This is a genomic window from Bacteroidota bacterium, assembly GCA_016699695.1.
GTDB lineage: Bacteria > Bacteroidota > Bacteroidia > Bacteroidales > UBA10428 > UBA10428.
The window spans coordinates 157,165-181,954 of the sequence record CP065006.1 but is presented as its reverse complement, the minus strand read 5'-3'; the positions used below and the strand labels follow the sequence as shown (position 1 = coordinate 181,954).

The window sequence follows — 24,790 nt, the reverse complement described above, 5'->3', positions numbered from 1 at the left end:
CTATTTAGTCTCTTCAGACATGGCCATGGATATCCAATCGATATTCTTTTTGAGCATATTCTGGGTCATCATTTCCGGAGAGTTTTCGGGAAGTGGGTAATCGTAACTCCAATTTACCTCAGGAGGCAGGCTAATCAGAATTGATTCAGTATTGCCTCCAGATTCAAGTCCAAACCGGGTTCCGCGATCGTATAAGAGGTTGAATTCGACATACCTGCCACGTCTTATCTTTTGCCAGTTTTTTTGTTCATCGCCGTACGGTTTGCCTGAATTCTGCTTAATTAAGTCGATATAAATCAAGGGATAGTGATGCGCCAGTTCTTGTGTAAAAGCCAGCCATTCTTCCAGGCTTACTTTCTCATCTGGTTTCTGGCGGTCGAAAAAAATTCCTCCAATGCCACGGGTTTCGTTCCGGTGAGGCAGGAAAAAGTAATCATCTGCCCATTTTTTATATTTATCGTAAAAAAGCGGATTAAAATTGTCGCAAATGGCTTTAATTCTTCGATGAAAACTTGCAGCCTGGTTGAGATCGATGTAAGCAGGAGTAAGGTCTATTCCGCCTCCAAACCAGCAGGTGCCGTTATCAAGTGAAAAAAACCTGACGTTCATGTGTATAGTCGGCAAGTAAGGGTTGTGTGCATGAATTATGGAGGAAATTCCGGTAGCCTGATAGGATTTAGCTTCTTCCCCTAGAATTTGCTTAAGCGATGTGTTTACCGGTCCGCTAACTTTCGAATAGTTGAGCCCAGCCTTTTCGATGTGCTTACCTTGTTGCATGACTGCGGTTAATCCGTTTCCAATTTCCTTATCCCAGCGATTCAGCCTGAAGTGTGCCTTTCCGTCTGCTTCTTCCAGTACAGTGCACATTTTAAGCTGTAACTGGCTATAAATCTCTGCGATGTCATTAAAGGTAGCCATTATTTTTGCGATAGAATTTCAGAAGCAATTTGAAGTGCCAGGCTTTTTCCCTGCTTAATCCTGTCGGCCATACCTATACCATCCCGAATATTTCCGGCAAGCAAAAGACCCGGATAGCGTTTTTGGAGGTCCTGAATGCACGCTAATCTTTCTTCGCTCGAAGCCTGATATTGAGGTATGGCATGAGGGTATCTGAATATCTTAATTAAATCGGGTAATATGTTGTTATTTAGCATTCTATTTACATTAACCACAACCAGTTCTTCCAGTTCCTCATCTAACATTTCGAGGGCACTTGTCAAACGGGTACCGCCTACAAATACCGAAAGCAGGGCACCTTCTTCTGGTGCACGCTGCGTAAACAAGGCAGAGGGAAATAGAATACCTAAAATATTTTTCTTTTCAGCTGAAGGAACAAGTCCGCCAAAGGCGTTTAACGGCATGCCATACCACTCTTTATACCCAACAACAATTTGTGCCACAGCGGCATATTCCAGGCTGGTAATTGGTTCCAGAATACTTTTTTCGATATATGGCAATAAGTCGGGAAGGGTATAGGCTCCAGATGTAGTCACTACAAAACGACTCTGAAGACTATGTTTGATGTTACCAAGGCTAAAAGAAGTATGAAAACCACCATTAATTAAATTGATGGATGTTGAAGCCGCATTGTAAATGATATTTTCTTTACCAACTGCCTTTTCGAGTGCCAATACCATTTGCGTTAAACCACCTTTTACCGAAAATACTTCGCGGGTGGCTTTTTTCAATCGAACATCCTTTTTATTTTCTACCGATTTCTTTATCCCACCTCGAATCAAGCTTCCATAGGTTTGTTCGAGGTTGTAAAGCTTTGGCAATGCATATTTGGTAACCAGCTTTTGTGGATCGCCTGCATAGATGCCTGCAATGAAGGGGTCAATGGCATAATCGAGAAAGGACTTGCCGAGCCGTCTTTTTGTTAAATCAGCTACACTTTCCAGTGGGTTATCTCCCTTTCTTCGAAATGGTTCACCGAGAATCCGCAATTTATCTTTTAGCGTAAACAAGGGAGTGCCAATGGCCGAAATAAGTCCGGATGGCAGTGCATTCCATTTGCCACGTTTCCAAATCAGTCGTCTCTTTGCATCGGAATTAGCCGTTTCTAATTGACATGCAGGGTAGAGGTCTTCGAAAAGATCGGCTGCTTCAGGATTTCCCAGGACCCCTGTGTTGGGCCCTTTTTCGTAGGTAAACCCATTTTCGGTGATAGACTGTATTACACCCCCCGCAAAACTTTCTCTTTCAAGAATTATAAAATCAATGCCTTGCTTTTTAAGGTAATAGCCTAGTGTTAACCCGCTTAATCCGGCACCAACGATTACAACTTTTCTTTCTTCAGTCTGGTTCATATGCGGGTGCTAAATGGCCTTTGAAAAAGTTTTTTGGTTTTTTGCCATCAGGGGGTCAAAGCTGGCGGCCACATTGCGCAGAAAGGGTAATCCATTTTCTTCCATACAAATCATCTCCGGATTGAAAGTAAGAATTCCTTCCTCCTGAAATTCATTTAGTCTATTCTGATCAAATTCAATGCAATCAAATAGCTTGTTTTGCGGTATTCTCAACTGTTCCGATATCTCTGGCCAGACTATTCGTTTATTGCACATGAATTGGTTTATTACCTCGCGTATAATAAATTCTTTTTCATTAAGTTGATATGTTTTTTCTAAAGGGATAATATCATCATTTAGTTTGGATATATAAGTCTGCAAATTTTTGGTGTTTTGGGCATAAAAATGACTAAGCTGGCTAATAGCAGAAACGCCAAACGCATAAACCTGTCCGGTGGTTTCGCGGGTACAATATCCCTGAAAATTTCTATGCAAGGTGCCTTCATGCTGCGCTTTGTATAGTTCGTCCGTTTCGAGCACATAATGATCCATGCCAATGGATTTGTAACCTCTTTTTGCCAGTAGGTTATAAGCCGCCTCAGTCATGTCAATTTTTTGTTTTCCATCCGGAAGTCCAGCTGCCTCTAATTTTAATTGAGCCTGATTCACCCATGGTACATGGGCATAAGAAAATGTAACCAGCCTGTCGGGTTTGAGTTCAGCAGCCTGTTGTATGGTGCTTAAAAAACTCTCTTTAGTTTGGTGCGGAAGGCCATAAATAAAATCGAGGTTGAAAGTCACATTCTTGCCGGCCTGTAAGGCATTGATAAGTTCTGGCAAGGGCATTTTGGATGGTTTTCTGTTCACTGCCTTCAATACCTGGGGGTTGAAATCCTGTATTCCAAGACTAAACCGATTAAAACCAGCCAGATGCAAACCCTGAATGTAATCGGGAGTTAAATATGCAGGGTGGCATTCGATGGCAATTTCCGCCGAGGGTGAGAAGTTAAGTTGTCCGAATAGATAGCTGTTAATTTCGATCAGTTTCGACACAGGAAGGGCATTGGGTGTGCCACCACCGTAATGGAGTTGTGTCACAATCCGGTTTTTATCGAGTAGGGGCAGCACAATCGACATTTCCTTTTTAAGGGCAGAGAGGTATTCATCCATTGCATGCTGCGTACCTGCAGGAATTGAATTGCAGCCGCAATAAAAGCAAAGGCTGTTGCAAAAAGGAATATGAATGTAAATCGATATGTTTTTGGGCTCTTTCCGGTTTGATTCCTTTACAATATCCAGAAAGGAGGAATTGTCAATCTGACCGGTAAAAAAGTTGGCAGGTGGGTAACTGGTGTACCTCGGCACAGCCTGGTTGTATTTCTCAATGAGTGAACGATCAATTTTCATCTTAATTTCTGAGGATAAGAGTATTTAGCGCTGCCAATTGGCATTTTTAAGCCAATCGGCCATAAAACGGGCATTCTCGAACGAAATACCAGGCATAAAACCATGTCCCAGGTTAAAAATCCAATTCTGGTTATTACGTCCGAAATCCAGGTAAGCTTCGAGGGTCTTCTCAATCTGTTCTTTATTGCCATACAAGGCACGCGGATCGAGGTTACCTTGTAATCCAATGGCAGGATGCACCAATTCGCGTGCTATTTCGATCGGAGTATGCCAGTCGATGCTTACATAATCGCAGTGCTCCGGGGTTAATTCTCTTATGCCCACACCAAATCCCTTTGGGAAAAATATAAAAGGCACGTTTTGTTCTTTCACAGCTTTCGAAATTTTTAAAACCGAAGGCATAAAAAGCTCTCGATATAGTTCGAGTGGTATAAGTCCGGCATGACTTTCAAACAGCTGAAAGACCTGCACACCATGTTTTATTTGTTCCCGAATGTATACTATGGATAGCTCCGTTATGGCTTCGACTAGTTTCCGGGTGGTATTTTTATTTTCATAAATGTATTTCACCGCATCCGGAAATTCGGCCTTTCGGCTTAATCCTTGTAACATATAAAGCAACACAGTTAAGGGTGCCCCACAGAATCCAATTAGTGGTATATCAGAAGGTTTAGTGATAATAACCTGATCGATAGCTTTATAGATATACTGCAGTTTTTCAGAATCGGGATGCAATCTGCTCATAGGATCCGCAAAAAGCGAGAGTGGGGTATCGAAGTGCGGGCCGTTGTCGGTAAAATCGAGGCCCATACCCATGGCGTAGGGAATAACCAGAATATCTGAAAATAAAATGGCCGCATCGACCCCAAGGTCCTCCACAGGCAAAAGGGTAACCTGGGCAGCTATTTCGGGCGTTTGCATCATTTGCCAGAAGCTGTATTTTTCTTTAATAGCCATGTAGGAGGGAAGAACCCTTCCTGCCTGCCTCATAAACCAAAAGGGTGGGCGACTGGTGGCTTCTCCCGCAAGGGTTTTTAATAATAGAGGTTTCAAATTCTGATTCGGTTCCGGCATGTGACAGTTGATGTTTACTTTTTTATTTGTTGAATGGCTGTATAAGCTGCCTCAATGGTTCTTTCAATATCTTCTTTGCTGTGAGCGGCAGAAATAAATGCAGCCTCGTATTGCGAGGGCGCGAGGTAAATGCCAGCCTCCAGACTAGAGTGGAAAAATGAAGAATAATGCGAGGTATTGCAGGTCATTACTTCTTTAAAGCTTTTTACTTGTTTACTTTCGGTGAAGAACAAGGTGAACATTGAACCCACACGATTCACAACACCCGGGAAACTTAATTGTTCGAGGGTAGAAAGCAGCCCTTTTTCCAGCTCAGCTGAAATTGCTTCAAGCTTAGTGTAAAATAATTCATCCCTGTCCAGAATCTTTAAAGTGGCCAAACCGGCTGCCATTGCCATGGGATTACCGGAAAGCGTTCCGGCCTGGTATACTGGCCCAATGGGAGCAAGCTTTTCCATTATTTCTTTTTTGCCTCCATAAGCTCCCACAGGAAGGCCGCCGCCGATAATTTTACCAAACGTGCTTAAGTCGGGTTTTATTCCCAACAACTCTTGTGCACCACCTTTGGCCAGTCGAAAGCCAGTCATTACTTCATCGAAGATGAGTAAGGCACCGTATTGAGTGCACAACTGGCGCAGGCTTTGAATAAACTCTGTTTTTGGAATGACCACACCCATATTGCCTGTCACAGGTTCGAGAATTACTCCGGCAATTTGTTCTCCATGTTGCTGAAACAGCTGTTCTATGCTTTCGGTGTCGTTGTATACGGCTAACAAGGTATCCTGGGCTGTTCCCGGGGTTACTCCGGGCGAATTAGGAGTTCCAAGGGTGAGGGCTCCCGATCCGGCTTTAATTAAAAAACTGTCGCCATGCCCATGGTAGCAACCTTCGAATTTGATTATTTTATTTCGTCCTGTGAACCCCCGCGCGAGGCGAATAGCAGACATGGTAGCTTCGGTACCTGAATTCACCATCCGCACCAGTTCTACAGAGGGAACCATTTTTTTTATCAATTCAGCAAGTTGGGTTTCTATTAGGGTGGGTGCGCCAAAGCTGGTGCCTGTTTCGAGTGTATTTGAAAGGGCTTCCAACACTTCGGGATGCCGGTGGCCGAGAATCATGGGTCCCCAGGAACCTACATAATCGATGTAGCGGTTGTTGTCAATATCGTCGAGGTAAGCACCGGTGCCACGCTGAAAAAACACAGGATTTCCGCCTACACCTTTAAATGCCCTTACGGGCGAATTTACACCACCCGGAATATGCTGAATGGCTTTTTGAAAAGCTTCGATGCTATTTTTATGGTCTAACATGGTGTTCAGATTTTTTTAATTTACTCTGTTAAAAGGTAATGGTACAAAAAACCTTTTAGTCCAGAATTCCGGTCAGTTCCTGCGTGTGGTATGACAAAATTATTGAGGCCCCCGCCCTTTTAATAGAGGTAAGGATTTCGAGAGCAATGCGTTGCTCGTCAATCCATCCGTTGGCAGCTGCTGCTTTCACCATACTAAACTCACCGCTGACATTATAGGCTGCCAGTGGTATGTTATAGTTGAGTTTTACTTCCTTGATGACATCGAGGTAACTGAGAGCAGGCTTCACCATGACAATATCTGCACCTTCCATGATATCGAGCTCAATCTCACGCAATGCTTCCTGGCCGTTGGCAGGATCCATCTGGTAGGTTTTCCGGTCGCCAAATTTAGGAGCACTTTCTGCCGCATCGCGAAAAGGACCATAGAAGGCTGAAGCAAATTTTGCAGAATAAGCCATTATAGGAATGCTATCAAATCCATTTGAATCGAGGGCCTGACGGATAAAACCCACACGGCCGTCCATCATATCGCTGGGTGCTACCATGTCGGCACCAGCTTCAGAGAGCGAAATGGCTTGTTTGGCCAGAGTGTGCAGGGTGGCATCGTTGTCCACGTCGCCATTGATAATGGTACCGCAATGCCCATGGGTAGTATACTCGCAATTGCAAATATCGGCAATCACATATAAATCCGGCACCTCGCGCTTAATGGAACGGATAGCCTGTTGTACTATGCTATTATGACCACAGGCCACTTCGCCGGTTTCGTCTTTGGTTTCGGGTATGCCGAAAAGCAAAACCGATTTAACTCCTTTCTGATAAAGCGAAGCGCAGTTTTCGGTAAGTTTATCGACCGATTGCTGGTAATTGCCGGGCATAGACCGTATTTCGTTCCGGATACCTTCTCCCGGTCGCACAAACAGGGGCATTACCAGGTCGTTCATACTTAATCTGGTTTCACGCACCAAATCGCGGATGGATGCATTTTTGCGCAGGCGCCGCATGCGAAGTTGTGGGTATTGCATACTCTTTTATTTAGTTTGTTCTTATTTGTTTCATTATTTCAGCACCACCAAGGTTTTTAAGTGCCATGGCCAGTTGCTTACCAAGCTCCAGGGCTGTGGCGTGGGTACCTTCGACCATAGCCGAAAGGTATTCTTCTGCGCCTGGAGAGGCGATAAATGCCTTTAGTTGTATGGTTTGCTTACCAATTATACTGTAACAACCTGCCGGAATCTGGCAGCCACCCTCGAGGTTTTGCAGAAAGGAACGCTCGGCCTGCACTGCAAGCATCGTGTGAGGGTGATTAATGGATTGTAACATCTGATTGGATTCAGGATCGTCAATCCGGCATTCGATGGCAATAGCCCCTTGAGCCACCGCCGGGTAAAAATGATTCGGTTCGATAAGTTCGGTAATGTGTTTTTCGTAGCCCAGTCTTTGCAGGCCTGCTGCAGCCATAATCATTCCGTCACAAAAACCATTGTGCATTTTCTCCAACCGGGTATTCACATTTCCGCGAATATCGGTTATCCGTATATTGGGGTTAAGGTGTTTCAAGCTGGCAATGCGCCTGAGACTTGAAGTGGCGATCAGGTCTTCGTGATTAAGTTCGTGAAGCTTTTTGCCTTTTTTATGCACCAGTGCATCACGCACTTCGCCACGCGGAAGTACAGCACCCAGATGCAGTCCATCGGGCAGGGTGGTAGGAAGGTCTTTCAGGCTGTGCACTGCAATATCGATGCTTCTATCGAGCAAGGCCAATTCAATTTCGCGCGTAAAAAGTCCTTTGTCGCCAATTTTCGAAAGCGCGGTATCGAGAATGATATCGCCTTTGGTTTTGATGATACAGAGTTCAACCTGCAACTTAGTGAAGCTTTGTTCGATTGCATCTTTAACGGTTTCGGCCTGGTACATAGCCAACTTGCTACCCCGGGTTCCGATGCGAAAGATTTGTTTATTCATGTGAGTTAAATCACTGACTGACATCGGATTTATCATTCAGGTCGAATTCAAAAAGATGATTAATAATGTTGAGTGAATGGGCAGCATTGCCATTTTCATTCAATTCCTTAAGTTTTTTTATGAGGGTACGAATGTATTTCTGTGTAAGCCTGCCTGCGTACTCGTCGATAGCTTTAAGGGTTTCTGGCTCGTAGCAGCCTCGGTAACCCTCTATTTCGACCTGATGCATTTTCTGCATGTTCTCGGTGATAGCCTTTATCACGGGCCGCAGCGAGCGGTTATCGACCCAGGTAAAAAATTCACCGCTCATCTGGTCAATAATTATTTCGGCATCCTTCCGACTGTTGTAACGGAGGTTGGCTGTATTTTTAAGGTCGTCCTGCAGGTTATCGATGGTAATAAGTCTTGCTTGGGGCCATTCACATACATTGGGGTGAATGTTGCGGGGAACAGCCAGATCGATAAAAACCTGTGCCCGCGTACCATGGATATCGTTTTTATCGAATAGTACATGGCCGGCACCAGTGGCAGTAATTACAATATCGTAATCGTTCAGGTGCTTTTTAATGTCTGCAAAATCTACCGCAAAGCCATTGTTTTTTTCGGCAAACAGTGCAGCCGATTCGAAAGTACGGTTGGCAAAAAGAAAGTTCGATACGCCTTGTTTTTTCATTTTCTCCAGCACCAGCCGGCTGGTTTTGCCAGTTCCAATGATAAAAACTTTCTTGTCTTTTAAGTTGTTGTGGAGCAACTGCATGCATTTATCTACGGCTACAAAGCTAATCGACGAGGCACCATGCTGGATATTGGTTTCGGTTCGTACCTTTTTGGCCGTTTCGAAATTCTTTTGAAACAGACGCATCAATACCGCATCGGTAAGTGCGAGGTTGGTGCATAACAAGTAAGCCTCTTTTACCTGGTTTACGATCTGGTCTTCGCCAAGCACCATGCTGTCCAAGCCAGAAGTAACAGAGAAGAGGTGGTTCACTGCATCGATGTTGGAATGGGTATAGAAATATTCTGAGTAATCTTCGCTGATATTTTTATACTGGTGCAACAGGTCGCGCAGCATTTTGTCGGTTCGCTTAATGCAGGCTTTTTGATGGTAGTAATAGATCTCAGTGCGGTTGCAGGTCGAAAGAATCACCGTTTCGGTAATTTCGGTTTTTTGAAGTATAAGTTCTCCGAATTCTGCTACCTGAACGGAGGGAATGGAAAACTTTTCGCGTATATCGATTGCTGCTGTTTTATGGTTGATGCCAAGAACGCCTATCATGAATGCTGTCTGTTATGTAAAACAAATAAATGCGATAAGTTCAACCTTGCAAGGTTAAAACCAAGACGAAAGCAAGGTACTTTCAAACTAGTAACAAACAGGAGGAGGCCGCAGAAATGGCAGGGCAGGACTATGAAGCATCACCAGGTAACTATTCATCCCTGGAGGACTCATGCCATGGAAAGATTGGTTTATTGGCTGAGTAGTTATTGTATTAGTATCCAATGGATTGACTATATTGTGATCAGAGTGGAAAAAAGAAGCTATTTTTTCGGACCGAATTTCAGGTGTTTCATCCAGCACAAATTCTTTTTGCTCACAAGCCTCATCTTCTACTTTCATCGCATGGCGCGAGTAGGTCACAGTGGTATAGCTGGCCAAAGTGGTGATGGCAAGAATGACAAAAGGGAGAAATTGCGAAAACTGTCCGAAACTAAACATTTACCAGCAATTTTGTAGGAATCAAATTTAGGCTTTATTTCAATACTTTAAAAGAAATTGATGAGTTTTCATCGATAATGTTCCACCCGTTTTTGGGTTTCTTTTCCGCGGCATATAATTTCGGGTTTTTGAGGCAGAGAGCCATAAACCTTTATAAAATTGTCTACGCAAGAGGGCGATGTAAATATTACCTGATCAAAATTTTCTACCTCTGTTTTTTGGTTATTGGCTGGAAATGTATTTTCATAAACCGTAAGTCTCACAACCTGATTGCCCATTTCCTCCAGTGTGTCAGGCAGGAAGTTCGTAGCCAGGTTCGAGCGCGGTATCAGTATTTTAGCCCCTTTAATGCCATGCTCACTGAACAAGCTTACTAATCCTTCAGACGATTCGTCTGCGGCCTGAAGATCGGGCAGCAGGCCATATTCCCTGAGGCGCCCGGTAGTTACCGCTCCGATTGAGGCAATTTTTACCTGGGCAAGTTTTCGTGAATCTTTACCAAGATCAAACCATCTTTTCAGAAAATAATCTACCGCATACATACTGGTAAAAATCAGCCAGGTAAAGCTGCCAATAGATTCAATCACACGGTTTGTTTCAGTATAATCCTTTAAGGGTCTGAGCTCAATCATAGGCTGATGAAACACGTACCCTAAATGGGCGTATTTGCCAAGGTTTGTTCCGGTAAAGAGTATTTTTGGTTTGTATTGAAAGGCTTGGTACCAGCAATGCCGGTTGCCAACTTCGCCGGCTATGACCAGCAGGGGTGCTTTGTATTCTTTTTTGTGGTTTAATATTGACTGAATAGTCTCATAAAAAACTTCTTGGTCAGGGCCACCGATGTTGTAAAATAGGGTAAGAGGAGTCTCCTGTGGCCTTTGGTGTTCCAGAAGAGCATTGGCAATGGCCCGAAGGTTTCCTGCACCCATAAAATACACGATGGTATCGGTGTCGGGTACTTCAATTTTCGACCGCTCGTGTCCGCTGCAAAAGGAAACTGAATTACTGATGTTACGAAGCGTTAAGGGTAGGTTGGCCAGTGCTGCAGCCCCTAATACACTGCTTATGCCCGGCACTGTTTCTACCTGAATCTGGCGGGCTTCGAGAAAGGCAATTTCTTCGCCGGCATGTCCAAAAACCATGGGGTCGCCACCTTTCAGGCGTATCACGGTAGAGTGTTTCAGTGCGGCTTCAAAGAGCAATCGGTTGATATCTTTCTGGTCTTTAAAGTGATTGGCAGCCCGCTTGCCAACAAACACCTTTACGGCTTGAGATAGTTCCAGAATGCTGTTGTCGATGAGGCTGTCGTAAAAAATTATATCGGCTTTTTGGAGCAATTCATAGGCCTTGATCGTAAGCAGCTCCTTGCTGCATTGCCCGGCACCCACCAGGTAAACTTTTCCGAACGTGTGCTGAATGGATGAGTAACAGAATCTTTCATAATGCGCAAAAACCCTTTCATTTGCCAAAAGGGCAGCATAGGTCTGATTCTTATCGAAAGAAAGTATTGCTACTACTTTAATGCTTTCGGGCAATGGAAATGGCAATGCTTCGAGGTCTAATATAGACAGCTGGTCATGCAACTGCTCTAATACCAAATGCTTATTGGTTATTTCAGTTGTTTCAGGAGCCAACAAATAGGCCGGTAAAAATTTTTCTTGAGAAAATTTCTCTGCCATCTGCTGAACCAGGCTTCTATGCAAAGTATCGTCTTGTGTAAGCAGCTGTGTTGTCATAGAATAGAGTAGGAGTCAAAGATACTACGATTGGCTCAATATAGTTTGGATGGATTTTACTGATTTTTTTGAATATCATTCTTCCGGGTTACTTTCCAGGTAATTGCGGATACGGTCGCGCCATCGGATGGAAGCATACACATCGCGGGCATTAGACCCCACGGCCACGGTCATGTGATCTTTTTTGTAGATGGCGGGAGACACAAAATCGCAAAGTGGTGGATTATCGACTACGTTCACCAAAATACCCAATTTGTGGGCATCGTGGTATACCTGTTCGTTCAAGTTTTTAATGTTAGTGCAGGCATAAACCAGAAAAGCATCTTCGAGATCGGAGTCGATATAGTCCTTTTCGATAAAGGGTATATGCAAATCCCTTAATTCCTGACAGACTTCTCGGGCAATTACCTTAATGTGATTGGTAAATGGCAGAAGTAGTTTAATCTTATGATAAGCCACCCTTCCGCCTCCCACAATCACAATCAACTTGTGGCTGATGTTAAGACTTATGGGGAGAAAATTCATTTCTTTTTCTGCGTATTTCATGGTTAACTGTCGGGTTAAAACTCTCCAATATACACAATTCCCCTACGGATTACAAAATCGCCAAAAGCTTCTTGCGACTGACGTTCAAGGCTGTATTGCCCAAATAAAGAATCCAATTCCTTAAGAATATCTTCCTCTTTCAGCATTTCTTTGTACAATACATTCAGCCTTTTACCAAGGTGGCTGCCGCCCAGATAAAGGTTGTAAATGCCTGGGGCACGGCCCACCAGGCCAATTTCAGAATTATAGGGACGGGCACATCCGTTGGGGCAACCCGTCATACGCAGGGTAATTGCCTGTTTTTCGAGTTTGTGTTTTTCTAACAATAGTTCCATTTTATCTACCAATGAAGGCAGATAAGTTTCGGCTTCGGCATGTGCTAAGGTACAGGTATTAAGCGCCACACAGGCCAGTGAAGAAAGCCGGAGGGGACTGAAATTGTTCTCTGCATCGACCTGATACTTACGAAGAAGTGTGGTAATTTTTTCCTTTTCAGAAGCGGGCACATTGCCAATTATCACATTCTGGTTGCCTGTAAGCCTGAAATCGCCTTGATGAATGCGGGCTATTTCGCGAAGCGCCGTTTTCATTTTCACTTTTTCGGTGTCTTTTACCCGACCGTTTTCTACGAATAGGGTATAGTGCCAGGTATTGTTGGCAGCTTGTACCCATCCATAACGGTCGGTGGTAGTTGTAAATTGAAAAGGCTTTGCTTCAAGGGCTTTTATTCCGCTGCGTTTCTCCAGCTCATTCTTGAACCAATCGAGGCCGTTGCGCTCAATGGTATATTTAAAGCGCGATACCTTGCGGTCCTCGCGGTTTCCAAAATCGCGCTGTATTTTAACGATCTCCTCTACAATTTTTAGGGTATCCTCTTTTTTATAATATCCAATAACATCTGCCAATCGGGGATGGGTGCGGTCGTCGCCAAAAGTAGTGCCCATGCCGCCACCTACGGCAATATTAAAACCTATAAGTCCGTTTTTATCGCCAATGGCAATAAGCCCGATGTCGTTGGTAAACACATCGGTATCGTTATCGGGCGGAATAGCAATGGCAATTTTAAATTTACGCGGCAGGTAGGTTTTTCCATAAATAGGTTCGTTGTCTTCGCTTTCCTCTCCTCCGGCAACTAATTGCTTTTCGAGCCATATTTCGTGGTAGGCTGTGGTAGCAGGGGTTAAATGCTCATGTATCTTTTTGGCAAATTCGTAGGCACCGGCATGCAATTCCGATCGCTCAGGGTTCGGGCTGCACATGACATTGCGGTTTACATCGCCACAGGCAGCAATGGTATCGAGAAGGGAATTGTTAATTTCCCGGATATGTTGTTTAAGCACTTTTTTAAAAACCCCGTGAAATTGAAAAGCTTGTCGGGTGGTTAGTTTCAGGGTGCCATTGGCATAGGTATCCGAAAGGCGGTCCATCTCGAGCCATTGCTGAGGTGTAGAGAACCCCCCTGGCAGGCGCACCCTTATCATAAACGAATACAAGGGTTCGAGCTTTTGTTTTTTACGCTCTGCTTCAAGTTCTCGTGCTGTTTGTTGGTAAATGCCATGAAACTTGATTAATTGGGTATCATCGGCAGCAATACTGCCTGTTATTTCATCAATCAGGCTTTCGCGAATGGTGCCACGCAGATAATTACTCCTGGTTTTAATACCTTCGACGGGCGATAGTTTTATTTCTTGTTGGCTCATTTTTTATATTCTTAAGTCTTTTACATAGAGAAGCCTGGTATGGCTTAATACACATCTTCCTGTAGCCTGTTTTCTTTTCGCAGTTGATTGAAATACGCTTCTGCTTTCTCTGATTTCAATCCACCTTCCGATTCAATTACTTGCAAAATTGACTGTTTTACATCGCGAGCCATTGAGTTTTTATCGCCACAGATATAGATGTGAGCTCCATCCTGAATCCATTTATAAAATTCTTTCGATTGTTTCAGAATCTTATGTTGCACGTAAACTTTCTCTGCCTGGTCGCGCGAAAAGGCCAGATCGATACGGTTGAGTTGTTTTTGCAGATGCCATTTTTGCCATTCGGTCTGGTACAGGAAATCGGTCGCAAAATTGCGGTCGCCAAAGAAGAGCCAGTTTTTACCGCCTGATGCATTGAGTGCTCTTTCCTGCATAAAAGCCCTGAAAGGAGCTACACCGGTGCCTGCACCAATCATTACAATAGGCACAGAAGGGTCTTTGGGTAAGCGAAAGCTGATGTTTTCATCGATGTAAATCGGTAATAAACTGTCTTCCTGTATTTGGTCCGACAGGTAGGTGGAGCAAACCCCAAAGCGGTTACGTTGATTGTATTGATATTTAACAGCCGAAACGGTAATGTGAACTTCGTCGGGGTTTGATTTTTGGCTGGATGCAATGGAATATAGCCTTGGTTGCAATTTCCGTAAGGTAGATAACAGGGTTTTTGCATCGAATTGTATGGGAAACAATTCAAAAAGGTCCAACACATCGCGTCCCCAGGTAAATTCTTCCAGCTTTTTCGAATCCTGTAAAAAGCTGTGGAGCTTTTCACTTTCAGCAAGCACAGCCCAGGCCTTAACAAGAGGCGGAGTAAGGCGGGTAAGTTCGTAATGGTGCGTGAGGGCTTCGCGGATGGTTTTTTCTTTATCACCAATCTGAATTTTTTCCTGTTCGTTCAACTTACTGTGCCTGAGCACCAGGTCCACCATCTCTGGATGGTTGGAGCTGTAAACCCCAAGAGAATCACCCGGAGTATACTTTAAACCAGAGTCTTCCAATGAAATTTCGTAGTGATACACTTCTTTGCCTGAACCAAGACCGGTAACCAGTTGTTTTGTAAGCACGGTTGCCTGAAAAGGCTTTTCTTTGTTGAAGTTTGCTTCTGAAATTAAAACTTGTCTTGAGTTTAAAGTAATGCCTTCTAACTCAGCTGGCAGGTTCTCTGTAGCATACTTTTTAATAGAAGCTTCAATCCATTGTTGTGCTGCCTCCTCAAAATCGAGGTCGCAATCAATGCGGTCGAAAAAGCGCGTACCGCCTAATTGTTCGAGGCGTGAATCGATGTCGCGACCAGTTTTGCAAAAATGCGTATAACTGCTGTCGCCCAATGCCAATACAGAATACTTGAGCGAATTCAATTCAGGTGCTTTTTTACTGTGCAGAAACTGGTAAAACTCCTCTGCGCTGAGTGGGGGTGCACCCTCGCCATCGGTGCTCACTACAATCAACAAGTTTTTTTCCTGTTTTATTTGTTTGGGATTGTATTCGTTCAGGTTTACCAATTCTACGGGTATTCCAATTGCCTCAGCTTTTTTCTGGGCTTTTTGGGCCAACTTCTGGGCATTGCCCGAACGGGTTCCGTAGAGTATTTTTAACGCTGGTACCTGCGAAAGCTTGTTTGAACTTCCTGGCAAAGGGTGTTGCTGATCCAGTAATTTGAAGAGTTGATTGGTGCTTTGGTTAAGCCCGCTCAGATATCCGCCCAGCCAGATTTTTTGTTCGTGACTGAGCGTGTTAAGAAGTTTTGACAATAGGTCGTACTGGGCAGTATCGAGCGCGTCTGAAATCGTAGGTGTTGGATTCATGCGAAATGCTGGCTGAAAATTAATAATGATAGGTTTGTTCGTTGAATGAATAATCAGGTAATGCGGCTGGGCATATCACTCAATCTTTGTAAAGTGTTTTCGCCTAATCGACCAGAAACCATTCTCCCGGGTACGAAAGTGCCAAAAGCTTTTCATGCTCTGAGCGCCATGCATGTGTTTGAAGGATATTTTCGTTAGCGGCTTGTTTAAATGAATTATAGCTCTCAGCACTCAGGTATTCCTCGGCCGCCAGAAAATCAAGCCAGAATTTTACACTTGAAAGGTTTTCCAATACCAGGTTTAATTGATCATACACTTGTTTTCCCGGCTTTTCGAGCAGGGCAAGTTTGATAGCAGTGGTTGCTCGGGTAGATGATGTAAGGATTTCTTTTTGGGCATTTGCTCCTATTTTGTCTTGTGGCAGGTCAATTGCAAGCTTTACGATTTGGCGGGTAAAAAGCTCAATATTATCAGGATTAATTTTCTTTTCCATAAGGCTTAGTGTTATATTTTACTTTGATTGATTCAATATATACTACAAATACTATAATAATGATAGGACAAAGATATAAAAAAATAAACTACAAATCCTATAGTGAAGATAGAAAATATAGACTTTTATTCTTTCTATATCGTCTTGTTAGAGAAATCTGCATTTGATAATTCGAATATTTCGTATTGCATTGAAAGGCAAAAAGGCTATTTTTGATAGAATTAAAAGCGCAAAAACAATGAGTGTATTAGTGAATAAAGCATCGAAAGTACTGGTGCAGGGCTTTACAGGTACCGAAGGTAGTTTTCATGCCAGTCAGATGATAGAATACGGAACCCAGGTAGTAGGAGGGGTAACACCCGGAAAAGGCGGGCAAAGTCACCTCGATCGCCCTGTTTTTAATACCGTTGCCGATGCAGTAAAGGAAACCGGAGCCAATGTATCCATTGTTTTTGTGCCACCACCCTTTGCCGCCGATGCTGTAATGGAAGCTGCCGAGGCAGGAGTGGAGCTTATTGTTTGTATCACAGAAGGAATACCCACCTCGGATATGATGAAGGTAAAAGCCTTTTTAAATGGAAAGAAAAGTCGTCTCATTGGCCCTAACTGTCCGGGAATAATCACGGCTGGCGAGTGTAAAGTGGGTATTATGCCAGGATTTATTTTTAAACCCGGTAAAATCGGAATTGTTTCCAAATCCGGAACCCTTACTTACGAAGCTGCCGACCAGATTGTGAAGGCAGGAATGGGTATTTCCACAGCAATAGGTATTGGAGGCGATCCCATTATTGGAACCACCACCCGCGAAGCCCTCGAATTGTTTATGAATGATGCAGATACTCAGGGAGTAGTGATGATAGGCGAAATTGGAGGCACCATGGAAGCCGAAGCAGCTTATTGGTACAAACAAAATTCGAAAAAGCCCGTGGTAGGCTTTATTGCCGGCCAGACAGCACCCAAAGGCAGGCGTATGGGCCATGCAGGAGCCATTGTGGGCGGAAAAGACGACACCGCAGAAGCCAAAATGCGCATTATGCAGGAATGTGGCATTGCAGTGGTGCAGTCGCCGGCGGAGATTGGGGAAAAAATGCGGGAAATACTTAAATAATCAGATTCTCAGCCCCGGCGGCGCCTTGCAACTTACACGAAAAGCGTTTAATTTTGGCCGAAAAGATTTTGTGGACGGCCAGGTATTTACAGCACTCACCTCTCAGAAACAAGTAGATGGCATGCTTCGAACAGTAACTTCGACCATAAAAATTTATGGTGAGAACATGAGTGTGCAATGCATAAGCGCCACCATCGACCCTCCGCTTACACTTGAAGAAGAAAAGTACCGTGGCCGCATTGCCCTGTATGTAAAAGGCTTAGAGACCAGCTCGAACAACGTTATTGTACAAAGCTTTACCGACTACTACCCCTTCGGCTCGCCCATGCCAGGCCGCAGGTATGTCTCCTCAAATAAATACCGCTTTGGCTACTAGGGCCAGTTTGCCGAAGACGAAGGCGACGAAAACGGTTATAACAGCTTCGAAGCCCGTATGTACGACAGTAAAATTGGCAGGTGGACTACCATTGACCCCAACAAACAACATTGGAGCTCTTATCTAGCTATGGGCAATAATCCACTTAATAAATATGATCCAGATGGACGTGATGATTGGTATTTAACTTCTCAGAACACGTTTATTAGAGTAGAGCACAATTCACCTTATCATGCATACTTTGATGTAAATGGAAAGTTTATTTCAGCAATTTATGATGAAGATATGATTGATCCTATCAAACTTACAGCTTCACTTGAAAAATTTGCAGGAGGACGTAGCGATATGGCGGGTGATATTAATTTATATAAGGCATTTTATCAGCGTCAAAATAATCAAGATAGATATCAAATGCAATATAAAGCGAAATCGCTTGGATTTCTGGATGCATATACTCAGATGGAAACAGTTTATTCATTGACTGGGGCGGCAATCATACATGAGGATGTTGCGACTGTTTATAGTTGGCTTTCTTCTGGACCTAAACTTAATTCTGTTGGAGATATTATTAATACAATTGATGCTGCTGATTCATTTTTTGACTCAGTGAATATCGATTTTTTGGATCTCTTATTAGGGAAAGATTATGCTACTCCAGCAGATAGAGTCGATCCTTTTTCTGAGTATAATTTAGGAGTTAGAGTTGACAATACTACGACCAAATAATAACATTTAATAATGATGAAATATTTTTTTTTAATTCCAATAGTATTAAATCTATTCTTAGTTTTAGGTTGTTCTTGTCAAAACAGACCTGGAAATGAAATTGATAATCAAAAAAATGGAACATTTCAGGAGTTCTATGTTAGCGGGAAAATAATGGAGATTGCGAATTACAAGAATAATGAACTTGAAGGTTGGCAAATATCATTTTACGAAAATGGCCGTGTGGCTAATGCTTTTTATATACATAATGGCTCAATTATAGGGGAAGCAAAAAAATGGTATGAAAATGGCACCTTACGTAAGATAGAGTATTATTTGTCTGAAATGAGAAATGATTCTATAATAAGAGTTTGGTATGACAATGGCTGTAAGAGATTGGAAGGTCAATACAAACTTGGAAAAAAACAGGGAGTGTGGATTCAATATTATAATACTGGAGATACGGCTCTTGTTCGGCACTATGCAATTAATGGTGAGCCTGATGGAGTTTGGCGTTTTTATAGATCAAATGGCGAGTTAGAAAAAGAAATTGACTTTAATCTTGATCAGTCGAGATCAATTGTAGTATTTCCCTATCGAAGTATCGATGGAGAGGTATTTTTTCCAGAAGACTAGGCCCCTAATTGAGCGTAGTTTGCCGGAATAACTGGTACAACAAATAAACAAAGAGACCAAGCGTAGGTTTTCCTACGCTTTTTTATTTTTGTAGCATTTTCCCTCCCCACTAGCGCAAGCAAACAATAAAAAATAGAGACTGGTTCAATCCCGATGTGCTTCGGGCTTGGACCATTTTCATTAATACCAAAAAGCAAATATTTAATAATGCTAAAGCCAACAACTTTTTTTAACCCCTCTCGTCCGCGTTTATAACGCGGATGGGCAGGATAAATAGCGATGAGTAAGGCATTAGAAATGCCGGAATAAAAAGAGCTAAAGTATTTTAGATAGGCAGATAAGTTAAAAACTTAAAATCCTAAAATCCCCACTGGCGCGCTTTTGTAAAGCGTGCTGAATTGTTTTGTATAACATTAGGATAGGATTTGCAATCCGGCATTTTTAGTAAATTGCTGCCTAGATGATAGTTCAATAAATGTTGGAAAAGTATAAAGTCTGAGAGTTTTAAAAATAGAAAATCTAAAATCCGCACGCTTTACAAAAGCGCGCGAGAGGGATATTGTGGATAGTACAAATTATCCTAACTAAGCGTAGTTTGTCTGAATAACAAGCACAACAAACCCACTGGCGCGCTTTTGTAAAGCGTGCTGAATTGTTTTGCATAGCATTAGGCTAGGATTTGCAATCCGGTATTTTTAGTAAATTGCTGCCTAGATGATAGTTCAATAAATGTTGGAAAAGTATAAAGTCTGAGAGTTTTAAAAATAGAAAATCTAAAATCCGCACGCTTTACAAAAGCGCGCGAGAGGGGGGTGTTGTATTTAGCACCTCACCTTTATATTTAGGATCAAGCACTGGCACAACGATACCACTTTTAAATTGGAGAAATGATTAAAAATATTGATAAAATAGGAAGTATTATTAGATCTGTACAGTTTTTTTTCATTTTGATTTTTTTTTATTTAATTTCTATACAGATACGAGATATTAAACTGAATGAAACTGTAATTTGGATAAGTAAAATTATGTTCTTTTATATTTTACCTGTTTTTATGGTATTACCTCTTTTCTTTTATACTTTAACAAATAGAACGAATTACAAAATTGAATATATTAAAGTGATTTTAATATTTATTTGTATTGCGATTTTGTTTGAGATTTTTTTACTTAACCCCTAATTGAGCGCAGTTTGCCGGAATAACCGGCACAACAAATAAACAAAGAGACTAAGCGTAGTTTTTACTACGCCTTCACTGCCGCAAGTCTGAGACTTGTGGCTATAAACAATAACATATAACCGAATAACAAATTTACCTGGAATAAGTGCCAGGCATTTTTCTTGTTGTTGTTTTATTGAATTGGCCACAAGTCACAGACTTGCGGCAGTGGGGTGGCCAGTTGGGGCCAGCTGGTGTGTTGGGTTATAGGATTAAATCTGACTTCCGGTTTCTTTAAAGATTCTTTCTCTTATGGATTCTGCAACAAAGCTATTTAACGACATTTTATCTTCCATTGCCAGTAAAGCCGCTTTTTGATGAAGCCTTGGTGATACCCTTACATTAAAGCTTCCTTTAAAAGGTTTCTCCGGAGTAACTCCATCACTCTTACAGTCAGTCAAGTAAGTATCAATAGCCTCTTTAAAATCCGTCTCTAATTCATTGCCAGTCTTTCCTTCATAAGATATAAGACCGTTAATACCAAGCACTTTCCCAAACAGCAAATCATCTTCTTTGCTGTATTCAATACTACCTGTGTAGCCTTTGTATTCTAAGTTTTTCATAATCCTAATACCTCCTTAATTTGTTTTAGCTGATAGTGTTTCATTATTCCCGTTGGATGGGGTTTGTGTAACATAATCGGGACTCCTTTCTTGTTCATGAACTTAACTCTTGAACCGGAAGTTTTTCCCTTTTTTACTTCTTCAAAATCAAAGTAACCTAAGAACTTAACCACTTCATCATAATGAAAATCAGATGGTATGGTTAAAAATCGAGCAATAAGTTTTTCTTTCTTAGACATACGCAAATGTAACTATATTTAGTTGCAAAATCAATTCTATTTTTATTCAATCGATGATATTTTTCCAAATCCTTTTGCAAGTCCCCCGCTAGTCCAAGCTTGTATCAGGCTGGTTCGAGCCTTCACTGCCGCAAGTCTGAGACTTGTGGCTATAAACAATAACATATTACCGTATAACAAATTTACCCCCTCTCGTCCTCGTTTATAACGCAATTGGGCAGGATAAAAAGCGATGAGTAAGGCATTTGAAATGCCGGAATAAAAAGAGCTAAAGTATTTTAGATAGGCAGATAAGTTAAAAACTTAAAATCCTAAAATCCTCGTCGCAGACGAGGACTAGATTGGGGGTGTTTGATTTAAATTTAAAATTCAATCTGTATTTTTATTTTTCCGCCAAGTCCTTTCTCCACTATATCATATAGAGTTTTTAATGTCATATTACTTGCGTCATTTTCAATACGTGATATAAAACTCCGTTTTTTATCTATAACCTGTCCTAATTGGTCTTGGGTCATTTGTTTTTTTTCTCTTGCTTCTCTGAGCATTAATCCGACCCTTAAAGACTTAAATTCCCGGTCTAAACGATCTCTTCGCTCGGTTCCTTGTTTTCCATATACTTGGTCTTTCAAGTCAGTCCAGGTTGTTGTGTTTGCATTTTTCATATTCATTCTCCTTTTTCTTTGAAATACTCATTCATTAACTTTTCCGCCCTATCAATTTCAGATTTTGGTGTCTTTTGCGATTTCTTCTGAAATCCATTCAGTAGGATCACTAATTTTCCTTTGTCAAAAAAGCAAAAGACTCGCCAAATATCAGAACCAAGATTTATTCTTGCCTCGTAAAGTCCTTTTGTTCCTTCAATATGCTTGAGATACTTTTCTGGAATCCGTTGCTGAAATTCAATTATTTCAATGATTTTGAAAATTTTGTCTTGAACTCTTTGAGGCTGTTCAATAAGAAATTCCTTGAAATAACCCTTATAAGCAATGACTGACCGAATTCGTTCCATTCAATCCATTTTTCGTCAAAGTTAACTTATAAGTTACAATTTTGCAATTACTTTCTTTCCTCGCTAGTATAAGCTTGTAGCAGGCTGGTTCGAGCTTGTAGCTCGGACCAAGGTAATAATTATATGTTTTATAATCGGCTTGAAAATCCTCCCATCCCTCATTCTCATTTGTAACGCGGATGGGCAGGATAAAAAGCGATGAGTAAGGCATTTGAAATGCCGGAATAAAAAGAGATAAGTATTATAGGTACTCAAATAAGTTAAAAACTTAAAATCCTAATATCCTCGTCGAATACAAGGACAAGAAAAGGAAGCACATGCATTTTGTGCACATTTACTACATAGGCTGAACCGCAAAAACTATTTGCAAAAGAGTATAAATTTTGCCAACCCACTCAAACAACAAAACATCAGATTTTCAAGCCTAATGTTCGTATCGCAAAGATAACCTTTACATCACTATGCTTTCACATAGCAAGAAAATTTAGATTAAGGAATACCATAAAAAAACTCCCGGCTAAATAAATCAACCGGGAGTTTTTAATTGATGAGATTTCTATTTCTTAAAAGACCATCCTCCTTTTAAACCAAATACAAAGTAACCCAGATATAAAGCTCCAATGGCAAAAATTGTATCACCAACTGCGCGTAGCCATCGTAAGGTTTCTATTGCCGGAGTTCCTAAAAATTCAGCAGAACGAGCATACCATAAACCATGCTTCACACTTGCCACAGTTTGTGCTAAACCTACAGGCAATACACTTATTAGTACCATGAGCAGTAATCCAATATTCATAGCCCAAAATGCAATTTTAATTGGCCTTTCTTTCCATACCGACTTAATGTCCATATCTCTTAATACAAATAACATTAAGCCTATTCCAAGCATACCATAAACACCAAACATGGCAGTATGGCCGTGAACAGGTGTAGTATTTAATCCTTGCATGTAGTATAGAGCAATAGGAGGGTTTATTAAGAATCCAAAAATACCCGCTCCCAATAAATTCCAAAATGCTACGGCAATAAAAAAGTAAATGGGCCATTTGTAAGCATTTACCCATTCGCTTATGCGACTCAATTTTAAGTTGTGATATGCTTCAAAACCCATAAAAACAAGCGGTGCTACTTCTAAAGCACTAAATGTGGCTCCAAGAGCCAAAACCCCTGTTGGTGTTCCAGTGAAATAGAGATGATGGAAGGTTCCAATAATTCCACCGGAAAGGAAAATTATGGTTGAAAACAGAACGCTTGATGTGGCTACACTTGCTTTTAATAACTGCATTCGAACAAATATGAAAGCAATGGCAACAGTTGCAAAAACCTCAAAAAATCCTTCTACCCAAAGGTGAACAACCCACCAACGCCAATATTCTGCAACCGATAGGTGTGTCTGTTGTCCCCACATCAATCCTGCTCCATAAAAAGATGCAATGGCAATTGAGGCAATTAAAAACATCAATAATAGATGACGGTTTTCATTCCGCTGTCTTAAAGCAGGTAATAAGGCTCTGCCCATTAGAAACAGCCAAATAAATAGTCCAAGAAAAAGGAAAATTTGCCAAAAACGGCCTAAATCAACATACTCATAACCTTGATGTCCAAACCAAAAGTTTTGGGCTAAACCTAATTTTTGCATGATGCCCATCCATTGACCTGCCAGTGAACCAACCACTATCACTAATAATGCTCCAAACAAAACATTTACGCCTAAGCTTTGATATTTTGGTTCTTTCCCTGAAACAGCAGGCGCAATAAATAATCCTGTTGCTAACCAGGAAGTTGCAATCCAAAATATTGCTAATTGTATATGCCATGTTCTGGATACAGAATAGGGCAGAAAGTCAGCCAGGGGTAATCCATAAAAACCATTCCCTTCAACGCCATAGTGAGCTGTAATAACACCCATTATTATTTGTACCAGAATTAGTGCTGTAACCACCCAAAAGTATTTTAAGGTAGCCTTCATCGACGGTGTCTGTTGAACACCCGACAAGGGGTTAACTGCTGGTACATCCACTTCTTCATCATCTTCTTTTCTTTTGGTGGCATAATACCAGGCTAATAAACCAATTCCCACTAATAGAATAATTACACTAAAACCTGTCCAAAGGTGCAAGGAGCCGGTTGGTACATTACCCACTAATTTTTCAGCTGGCCAGTTATTTGTATAGGTAATTTCTTGTCCGGGGCGTTCGGTTACAGTAGCCCACGTTGCCCAAAAGAAAAAGTTATTCATTTTAGACATCCTGTCTGCATCTTTTATAGTATTTTCTGGAATGGCATAGGCTTCACGCAAATCAGCCAATTCTTTACCATCCATAAACAGTGCTGTGTAATGACTACTTACAGCTTTTATAGCATCAGCCCGAATGTCAGATACTTGTAATGTTTTAGTTTCTTTATCATAGGTGTTGGTTCGCATTTCTTTCTGAAGCCTAATCTGAAGCATAGCTTGTTTTTCTTCATCCAGCTTATTGTATTCCATAGCAAATTCCAACTGGGCAAAACGCTCAAGAATGTACACTGCTTCGCGGTGCAACCAATCCGCAGTCCAATCGGGAGCCTGGTATGCCCCATGTCCCCAAACAGTCCCTACTTCTTGTCCTCCGATTGATTGCCAAATATTCTGACCATCCTTAATATTCTGTCCGGTGAAAAGTAAATTCCCCTCACTGTCAACTACTTTTTCTGGTATAGGAGGGGCTTCGCGATATATTTCCCTGCCATAATAGCCTAAAATTCCAAAGGAGATTACCATAACAAGGATAAATCCAATCCAAAGTTTTCTTGTATTCATAGTCCATTTGATTTTAAAGATTAAAAACAAA

At 41.7% G+C, this 24,790-nt stretch carries 22 protein-coding genes and 1 pseudogene; 4 read left to right on the top strand and 19 right to left on the bottom strand.

Features of this window, described 5'->3' with window-relative positions; all coding sequences use genetic code 11:
• The 14 genes from hemF to IPM71_00700 all read right to left on the bottom strand — a co-directional run bounded on the left by hemF (nt 1) and on the right by IPM71_00700 (nt 16,106).
• Nucleotides 1-918, bottom strand: a complete 918-nt coding sequence (gene hemF / locus IPM71_00765) for an oxygen-dependent coproporphyrinogen oxidase (protein QQS51286.1) — start codon at nt 916-918, stop codon at nt 1-3.
• Nucleotides 918-2,309, bottom strand: coding sequence for a protoporphyrinogen oxidase (hemG, locus tag IPM71_00760; protein ID QQS51285.1), 1,392 nt, complete (start codon nt 2,307-2,309; stop codon nt 918-920). Before hemG ends, hemF begins: the two co-directional genes overlap by 1 nt.
• A 9-nt stretch (nt 2,310-2,318) precedes the next feature.
• Nucleotides 2,319-3,689, bottom strand: a complete 1,371-nt coding sequence (gene hemN / locus IPM71_00755; protein QQS52754.1) for an oxygen-independent coproporphyrinogen III oxidase — start codon at nt 3,687-3,689, stop codon at nt 2,319-2,321.
• A 30-nt stretch (nt 3,690-3,719) separates the two neighbouring features.
• Nucleotides 3,720-4,769: a uroporphyrinogen decarboxylase gene (hemE, locus tag IPM71_00750; protein ID QQS51284.1), complete on the bottom strand. Its 1,050-nt coding sequence runs from the start codon at nt 4,767-4,769 to the stop codon at nt 3,720-3,722.
• 14 nt (nt 4,770-4,783) lie between these two features.
• Nucleotides 4,784-6,082, bottom strand: a complete 1,299-nt coding sequence (hemL, locus tag IPM71_00745) for a glutamate-1-semialdehyde 2,1-aminomutase (GenBank protein ID QQS51283.1) — start codon at nt 6,080-6,082, stop codon at nt 4,784-4,786.
• A gap of 55 nt (nt 6,083-6,137) precedes the next feature.
• Nucleotides 6,138-7,109, bottom strand: a complete 972-nt coding sequence (gene hemB, locus IPM71_00740) for a porphobilinogen synthase (GenBank protein ID QQS51282.1) — start codon at nt 7,107-7,109, stop codon at nt 6,138-6,140.
• Between the two features lie 10 nt (nt 7,110-7,119).
• Nucleotides 7,120-8,049: a hydroxymethylbilane synthase gene (gene hemC, locus IPM71_00735; GenBank protein QQS51281.1), complete on the bottom strand. Its 930-nt coding sequence runs from the start codon at nt 8,047-8,049 to the stop codon at nt 7,120-7,122.
• Between the two features lie 10 nt (nt 8,050-8,059).
• The gene (locus IPM71_00730) at nt 8,060-9,325 is read right to left on the bottom strand and encodes a glutamyl-tRNA reductase (GenBank protein ID QQS51280.1); all 1,266 of its coding nucleotides are present in this window, start codon (nt 9,323-9,325) and stop codon (nt 8,060-8,062) included.
• 87 nt (nt 9,326-9,412) lie between these two features.
• Nucleotides 9,413-9,766: a hypothetical protein gene (locus IPM71_00725; protein QQS51279.1), complete on the bottom strand. Its 354-nt coding sequence runs from the start codon at nt 9,764-9,766 to the stop codon at nt 9,413-9,415.
• A gap of 68 nt (nt 9,767-9,834) precedes the next feature.
• Nucleotides 9,835-11,502: a uroporphyrinogen-III C-methyltransferase gene (cobA, locus tag IPM71_00720; protein QQS51278.1), complete on the bottom strand. Its 1,668-nt coding sequence runs from the start codon at nt 11,500-11,502 to the stop codon at nt 9,835-9,837.
• 75 nt (nt 11,503-11,577) lie between these two features.
• Nucleotides 11,578-12,048 carry a bifunctional precorrin-2 dehydrogenase/sirohydrochlorin ferrochelatase gene (locus tag IPM71_00715; protein ID QQS51277.1) on the bottom strand — a complete coding sequence of 157 codons (471 nt, stop codon included), beginning with the start codon at nt 12,046-12,048 and terminating at the stop codon, nt 11,578-11,580.
• 14 nt (nt 12,049-12,062) lie between these two features.
• On the bottom strand, nt 12,063-13,748 hold the full coding sequence (locus IPM71_00710; GenBank protein QQS51276.1) for an NADPH-dependent assimilatory sulfite reductase hemoprotein subunit: 1,686 nt from the start codon (nt 13,746-13,748) through the stop codon (nt 12,063-12,065).
• 44 nt (nt 13,749-13,792) lie between these two features.
• A complete protein-coding gene (locus IPM71_00705; protein ID QQS51275.1) occupies nt 13,793-15,613 on the bottom strand; it encodes an assimilatory sulfite reductase (NADPH) flavoprotein subunit in 1,821 nt (606 codons plus the stop codon).
• A gap of 103 nt (nt 15,614-15,716) precedes the next feature.
• A complete protein-coding gene (locus tag IPM71_00700) occupies nt 15,717-16,106 on the bottom strand; it encodes a hypothetical protein (protein QQS51274.1) in 390 nt (129 codons plus the stop codon).
• Between the two features lie 238 nt (nt 16,107-16,344).
• On the opposite strand from IPM71_00700, the gene sucD reads away from it, so the two are divergent.
• The 4 genes and pseudogenes from sucD to IPM71_00680 all read left to right on the top strand — a co-directional run bounded on the left by sucD (nt 16,345) and on the right by IPM71_00680 (nt 18,931).
• The gene (gene sucD / locus IPM71_00695) at nt 16,345-17,214 is read left to right on the top strand and encodes a succinate--CoA ligase subunit alpha (protein ID QQS51273.1); all 870 of its coding nucleotides are present in this window, start codon (nt 16,345-16,347) and stop codon (nt 17,212-17,214) included.
• 25 nt (nt 17,215-17,239) lie between these two features.
• On the top strand, nt 17,240-17,590 hold the full coding sequence (locus IPM71_00690) for a hypothetical protein (GenBank protein ID QQS51272.1): 351 nt from the start codon (nt 17,240-17,242) through the stop codon (nt 17,588-17,590).
• 9 nt (nt 17,591-17,599) lie between these two features.
• A pseudogene (locus tag IPM71_00685) lies at nt 17,600-18,316 on the top strand (hypothetical protein).
• Nucleotides 18,317-18,328: 12 nt separating this feature from the next.
• On the top strand, nt 18,329-18,931 hold the full coding sequence (locus IPM71_00680; GenBank protein ID QQS51271.1) for a toxin-antitoxin system YwqK family antitoxin: 603 nt from the start codon (nt 18,329-18,331) through the stop codon (nt 18,929-18,931).
• A gap of 1,429 nt (nt 18,932-20,360) precedes the next feature.
• Here IPM71_00680 and IPM71_00675 read toward each other — a convergent pair.
• The 5 genes from IPM71_00675 to IPM71_00655 form a co-directional block, all read right to left on the bottom strand.
• Nucleotides 20,361-20,711, bottom strand: a complete 351-nt coding sequence (locus tag IPM71_00675) for a type II toxin-antitoxin system HicB family antitoxin (GenBank protein QQS51270.1) — start codon at nt 20,709-20,711, stop codon at nt 20,361-20,363.
• Nucleotides 20,708-20,950 (bottom strand): type II toxin-antitoxin system HicA family toxin, encoded by a 243-nt coding sequence (locus IPM71_00670; protein ID QQS51269.1) that lies wholly within the window; start codon nt 20,948-20,950, stop codon nt 20,708-20,710. Before IPM71_00670 ends, IPM71_00675 begins: the two co-directional genes overlap by 4 nt.
• A gap of 362 nt (nt 20,951-21,312) precedes the next feature.
• On the bottom strand, nt 21,313-21,612 hold the full coding sequence (locus IPM71_00665; protein QQS51268.1) for a helix-turn-helix transcriptional regulator: 300 nt from the start codon (nt 21,610-21,612) through the stop codon (nt 21,313-21,315).
• Nucleotides 21,613-21,614: 2 nt separating this feature from the next.
• Nucleotides 21,615-21,959 (bottom strand): type II toxin-antitoxin system RelE/ParE family toxin, encoded by a 345-nt coding sequence (locus tag IPM71_00660; protein QQS51267.1) that lies wholly within the window; start codon nt 21,957-21,959, stop codon nt 21,615-21,617.
• A 556-nt stretch (nt 21,960-22,515) separates the two neighbouring features.
• Complete coding sequence (locus tag IPM71_00655; protein ID QQS52753.1) at nt 22,516-24,759, bottom strand: nitric-oxide reductase large subunit; 2,244 nt, start codon at nt 24,757-24,759, stop codon at nt 22,516-22,518.
• Nucleotides 24,760-24,790 lie beyond the last annotated feature (31 nt).

What these genes read in the sequence shown, in the direction of transcription:
- hemF (QQS51286.1), bottom strand. Translation starts at nt 918, where the DNA reads ATGGCTACCTTTAATGACATCGCAGAGATTTATAGCCAGTTACAGCTT.
- hemG (QQS51285.1), bottom strand. Translation starts at nt 2,309, where the DNA reads ATGAACCAGACTGAAGAAAGAAAAGTTGTAATCGTTGGTGCCGGATTA.
- hemE (QQS51284.1), bottom strand. Translation starts at nt 4,769, where the DNA reads ATGCCGGAACCGAATCAGAATTTGAAACCTCTATTATTAAAAACCCTT.
- hemL (QQS51283.1), bottom strand. Translation starts at nt 6,082, where the DNA reads ATGTTAGACCATAAAAATAGCATCGAAGCTTTTCAAAAAGCCATTCAG.
- hemB (QQS51282.1), bottom strand. Translation starts at nt 7,109, where the DNA reads ATGCAATACCCACAACTTCGCATGCGGCGCCTGCGCAAAAATGCATCC.
- hemC (QQS51281.1), bottom strand. Translation starts at nt 8,049, where the DNA reads ATGAATAAACAAATCTTTCGCATCGGAACCCGGGGTAGCAAGTTGGCT.
- IPM71_00730 (QQS51280.1), bottom strand. Translation starts at nt 9,325, where the DNA reads ATGATAGGCGTTCTTGGCATCAACCATAAAACAGCAGCAATCGATATA.
- IPM71_00725 (QQS51279.1), bottom strand. Translation starts at nt 9,766, where the DNA reads ATGTTTAGTTTCGGACAGTTTTCGCAATTTCTCCCTTTTGTCATTCTT.
- cobA (QQS51278.1), bottom strand. Translation starts at nt 11,502, where the DNA reads ATGACAACACAGCTGCTTACACAAGACGATACTTTGCATAGAAGCCTG.
- IPM71_00715 (QQS51277.1), bottom strand. Translation starts at nt 12,048, where the DNA reads ATGAAATACGCAGAAAAAGAAATGAATTTTCTCCCCATAAGTCTTAAC.
- IPM71_00710 (QQS51276.1), bottom strand. Translation starts at nt 13,748, where the DNA reads ATGAGCCAACAAGAAATAAAACTATCGCCCGTCGAAGGTATTAAAACC.
- IPM71_00705 (QQS51275.1), bottom strand. Translation starts at nt 15,613, where the DNA reads ATGAATCCAACACCTACGATTTCAGACGCGCTCGATACTGCCCAGTAC.
- IPM71_00700 (QQS51274.1), bottom strand. Translation starts at nt 16,106, where the DNA reads ATGGAAAAGAAAATTAATCCTGATAATATTGAGCTTTTTACCCGCCAA.
- sucD (QQS51273.1), top strand. Translation starts at nt 16,345, where the DNA reads ATGAGTGTATTAGTGAATAAAGCATCGAAAGTACTGGTGCAGGGCTTT.
- IPM71_00680 (QQS51271.1), top strand. Translation starts at nt 18,329, where the DNA reads ATGATGAAATATTTTTTTTTAATTCCAATAGTATTAAATCTATTCTTA.
- IPM71_00675 (QQS51270.1), bottom strand. Translation starts at nt 20,711, where the DNA reads ATGAAAAACTTAGAATACAAAGGCTACACAGGTAGTATTGAATACAGC.
- IPM71_00670 (QQS51269.1), bottom strand. Translation starts at nt 20,950, where the DNA reads ATGTCTAAGAAAGAAAAACTTATTGCTCGATTTTTAACCATACCATCT.
- IPM71_00665 (QQS51268.1), bottom strand. Translation starts at nt 21,612, where the DNA reads ATGAAAAATGCAAACACAACAACCTGGACTGACTTGAAAGACCAAGTA.
- IPM71_00660 (QQS51267.1), bottom strand. Translation starts at nt 21,959, where the DNA reads ATGGAACGAATTCGGTCAGTCATTGCTTATAAGGGTTATTTCAAGGAA.
- IPM71_00655 (QQS52753.1), bottom strand. Translation starts at nt 24,759, where the DNA reads ATGAATACAAGAAAACTTTGGATTGGATTTATCCTTGTTATGGTAATC.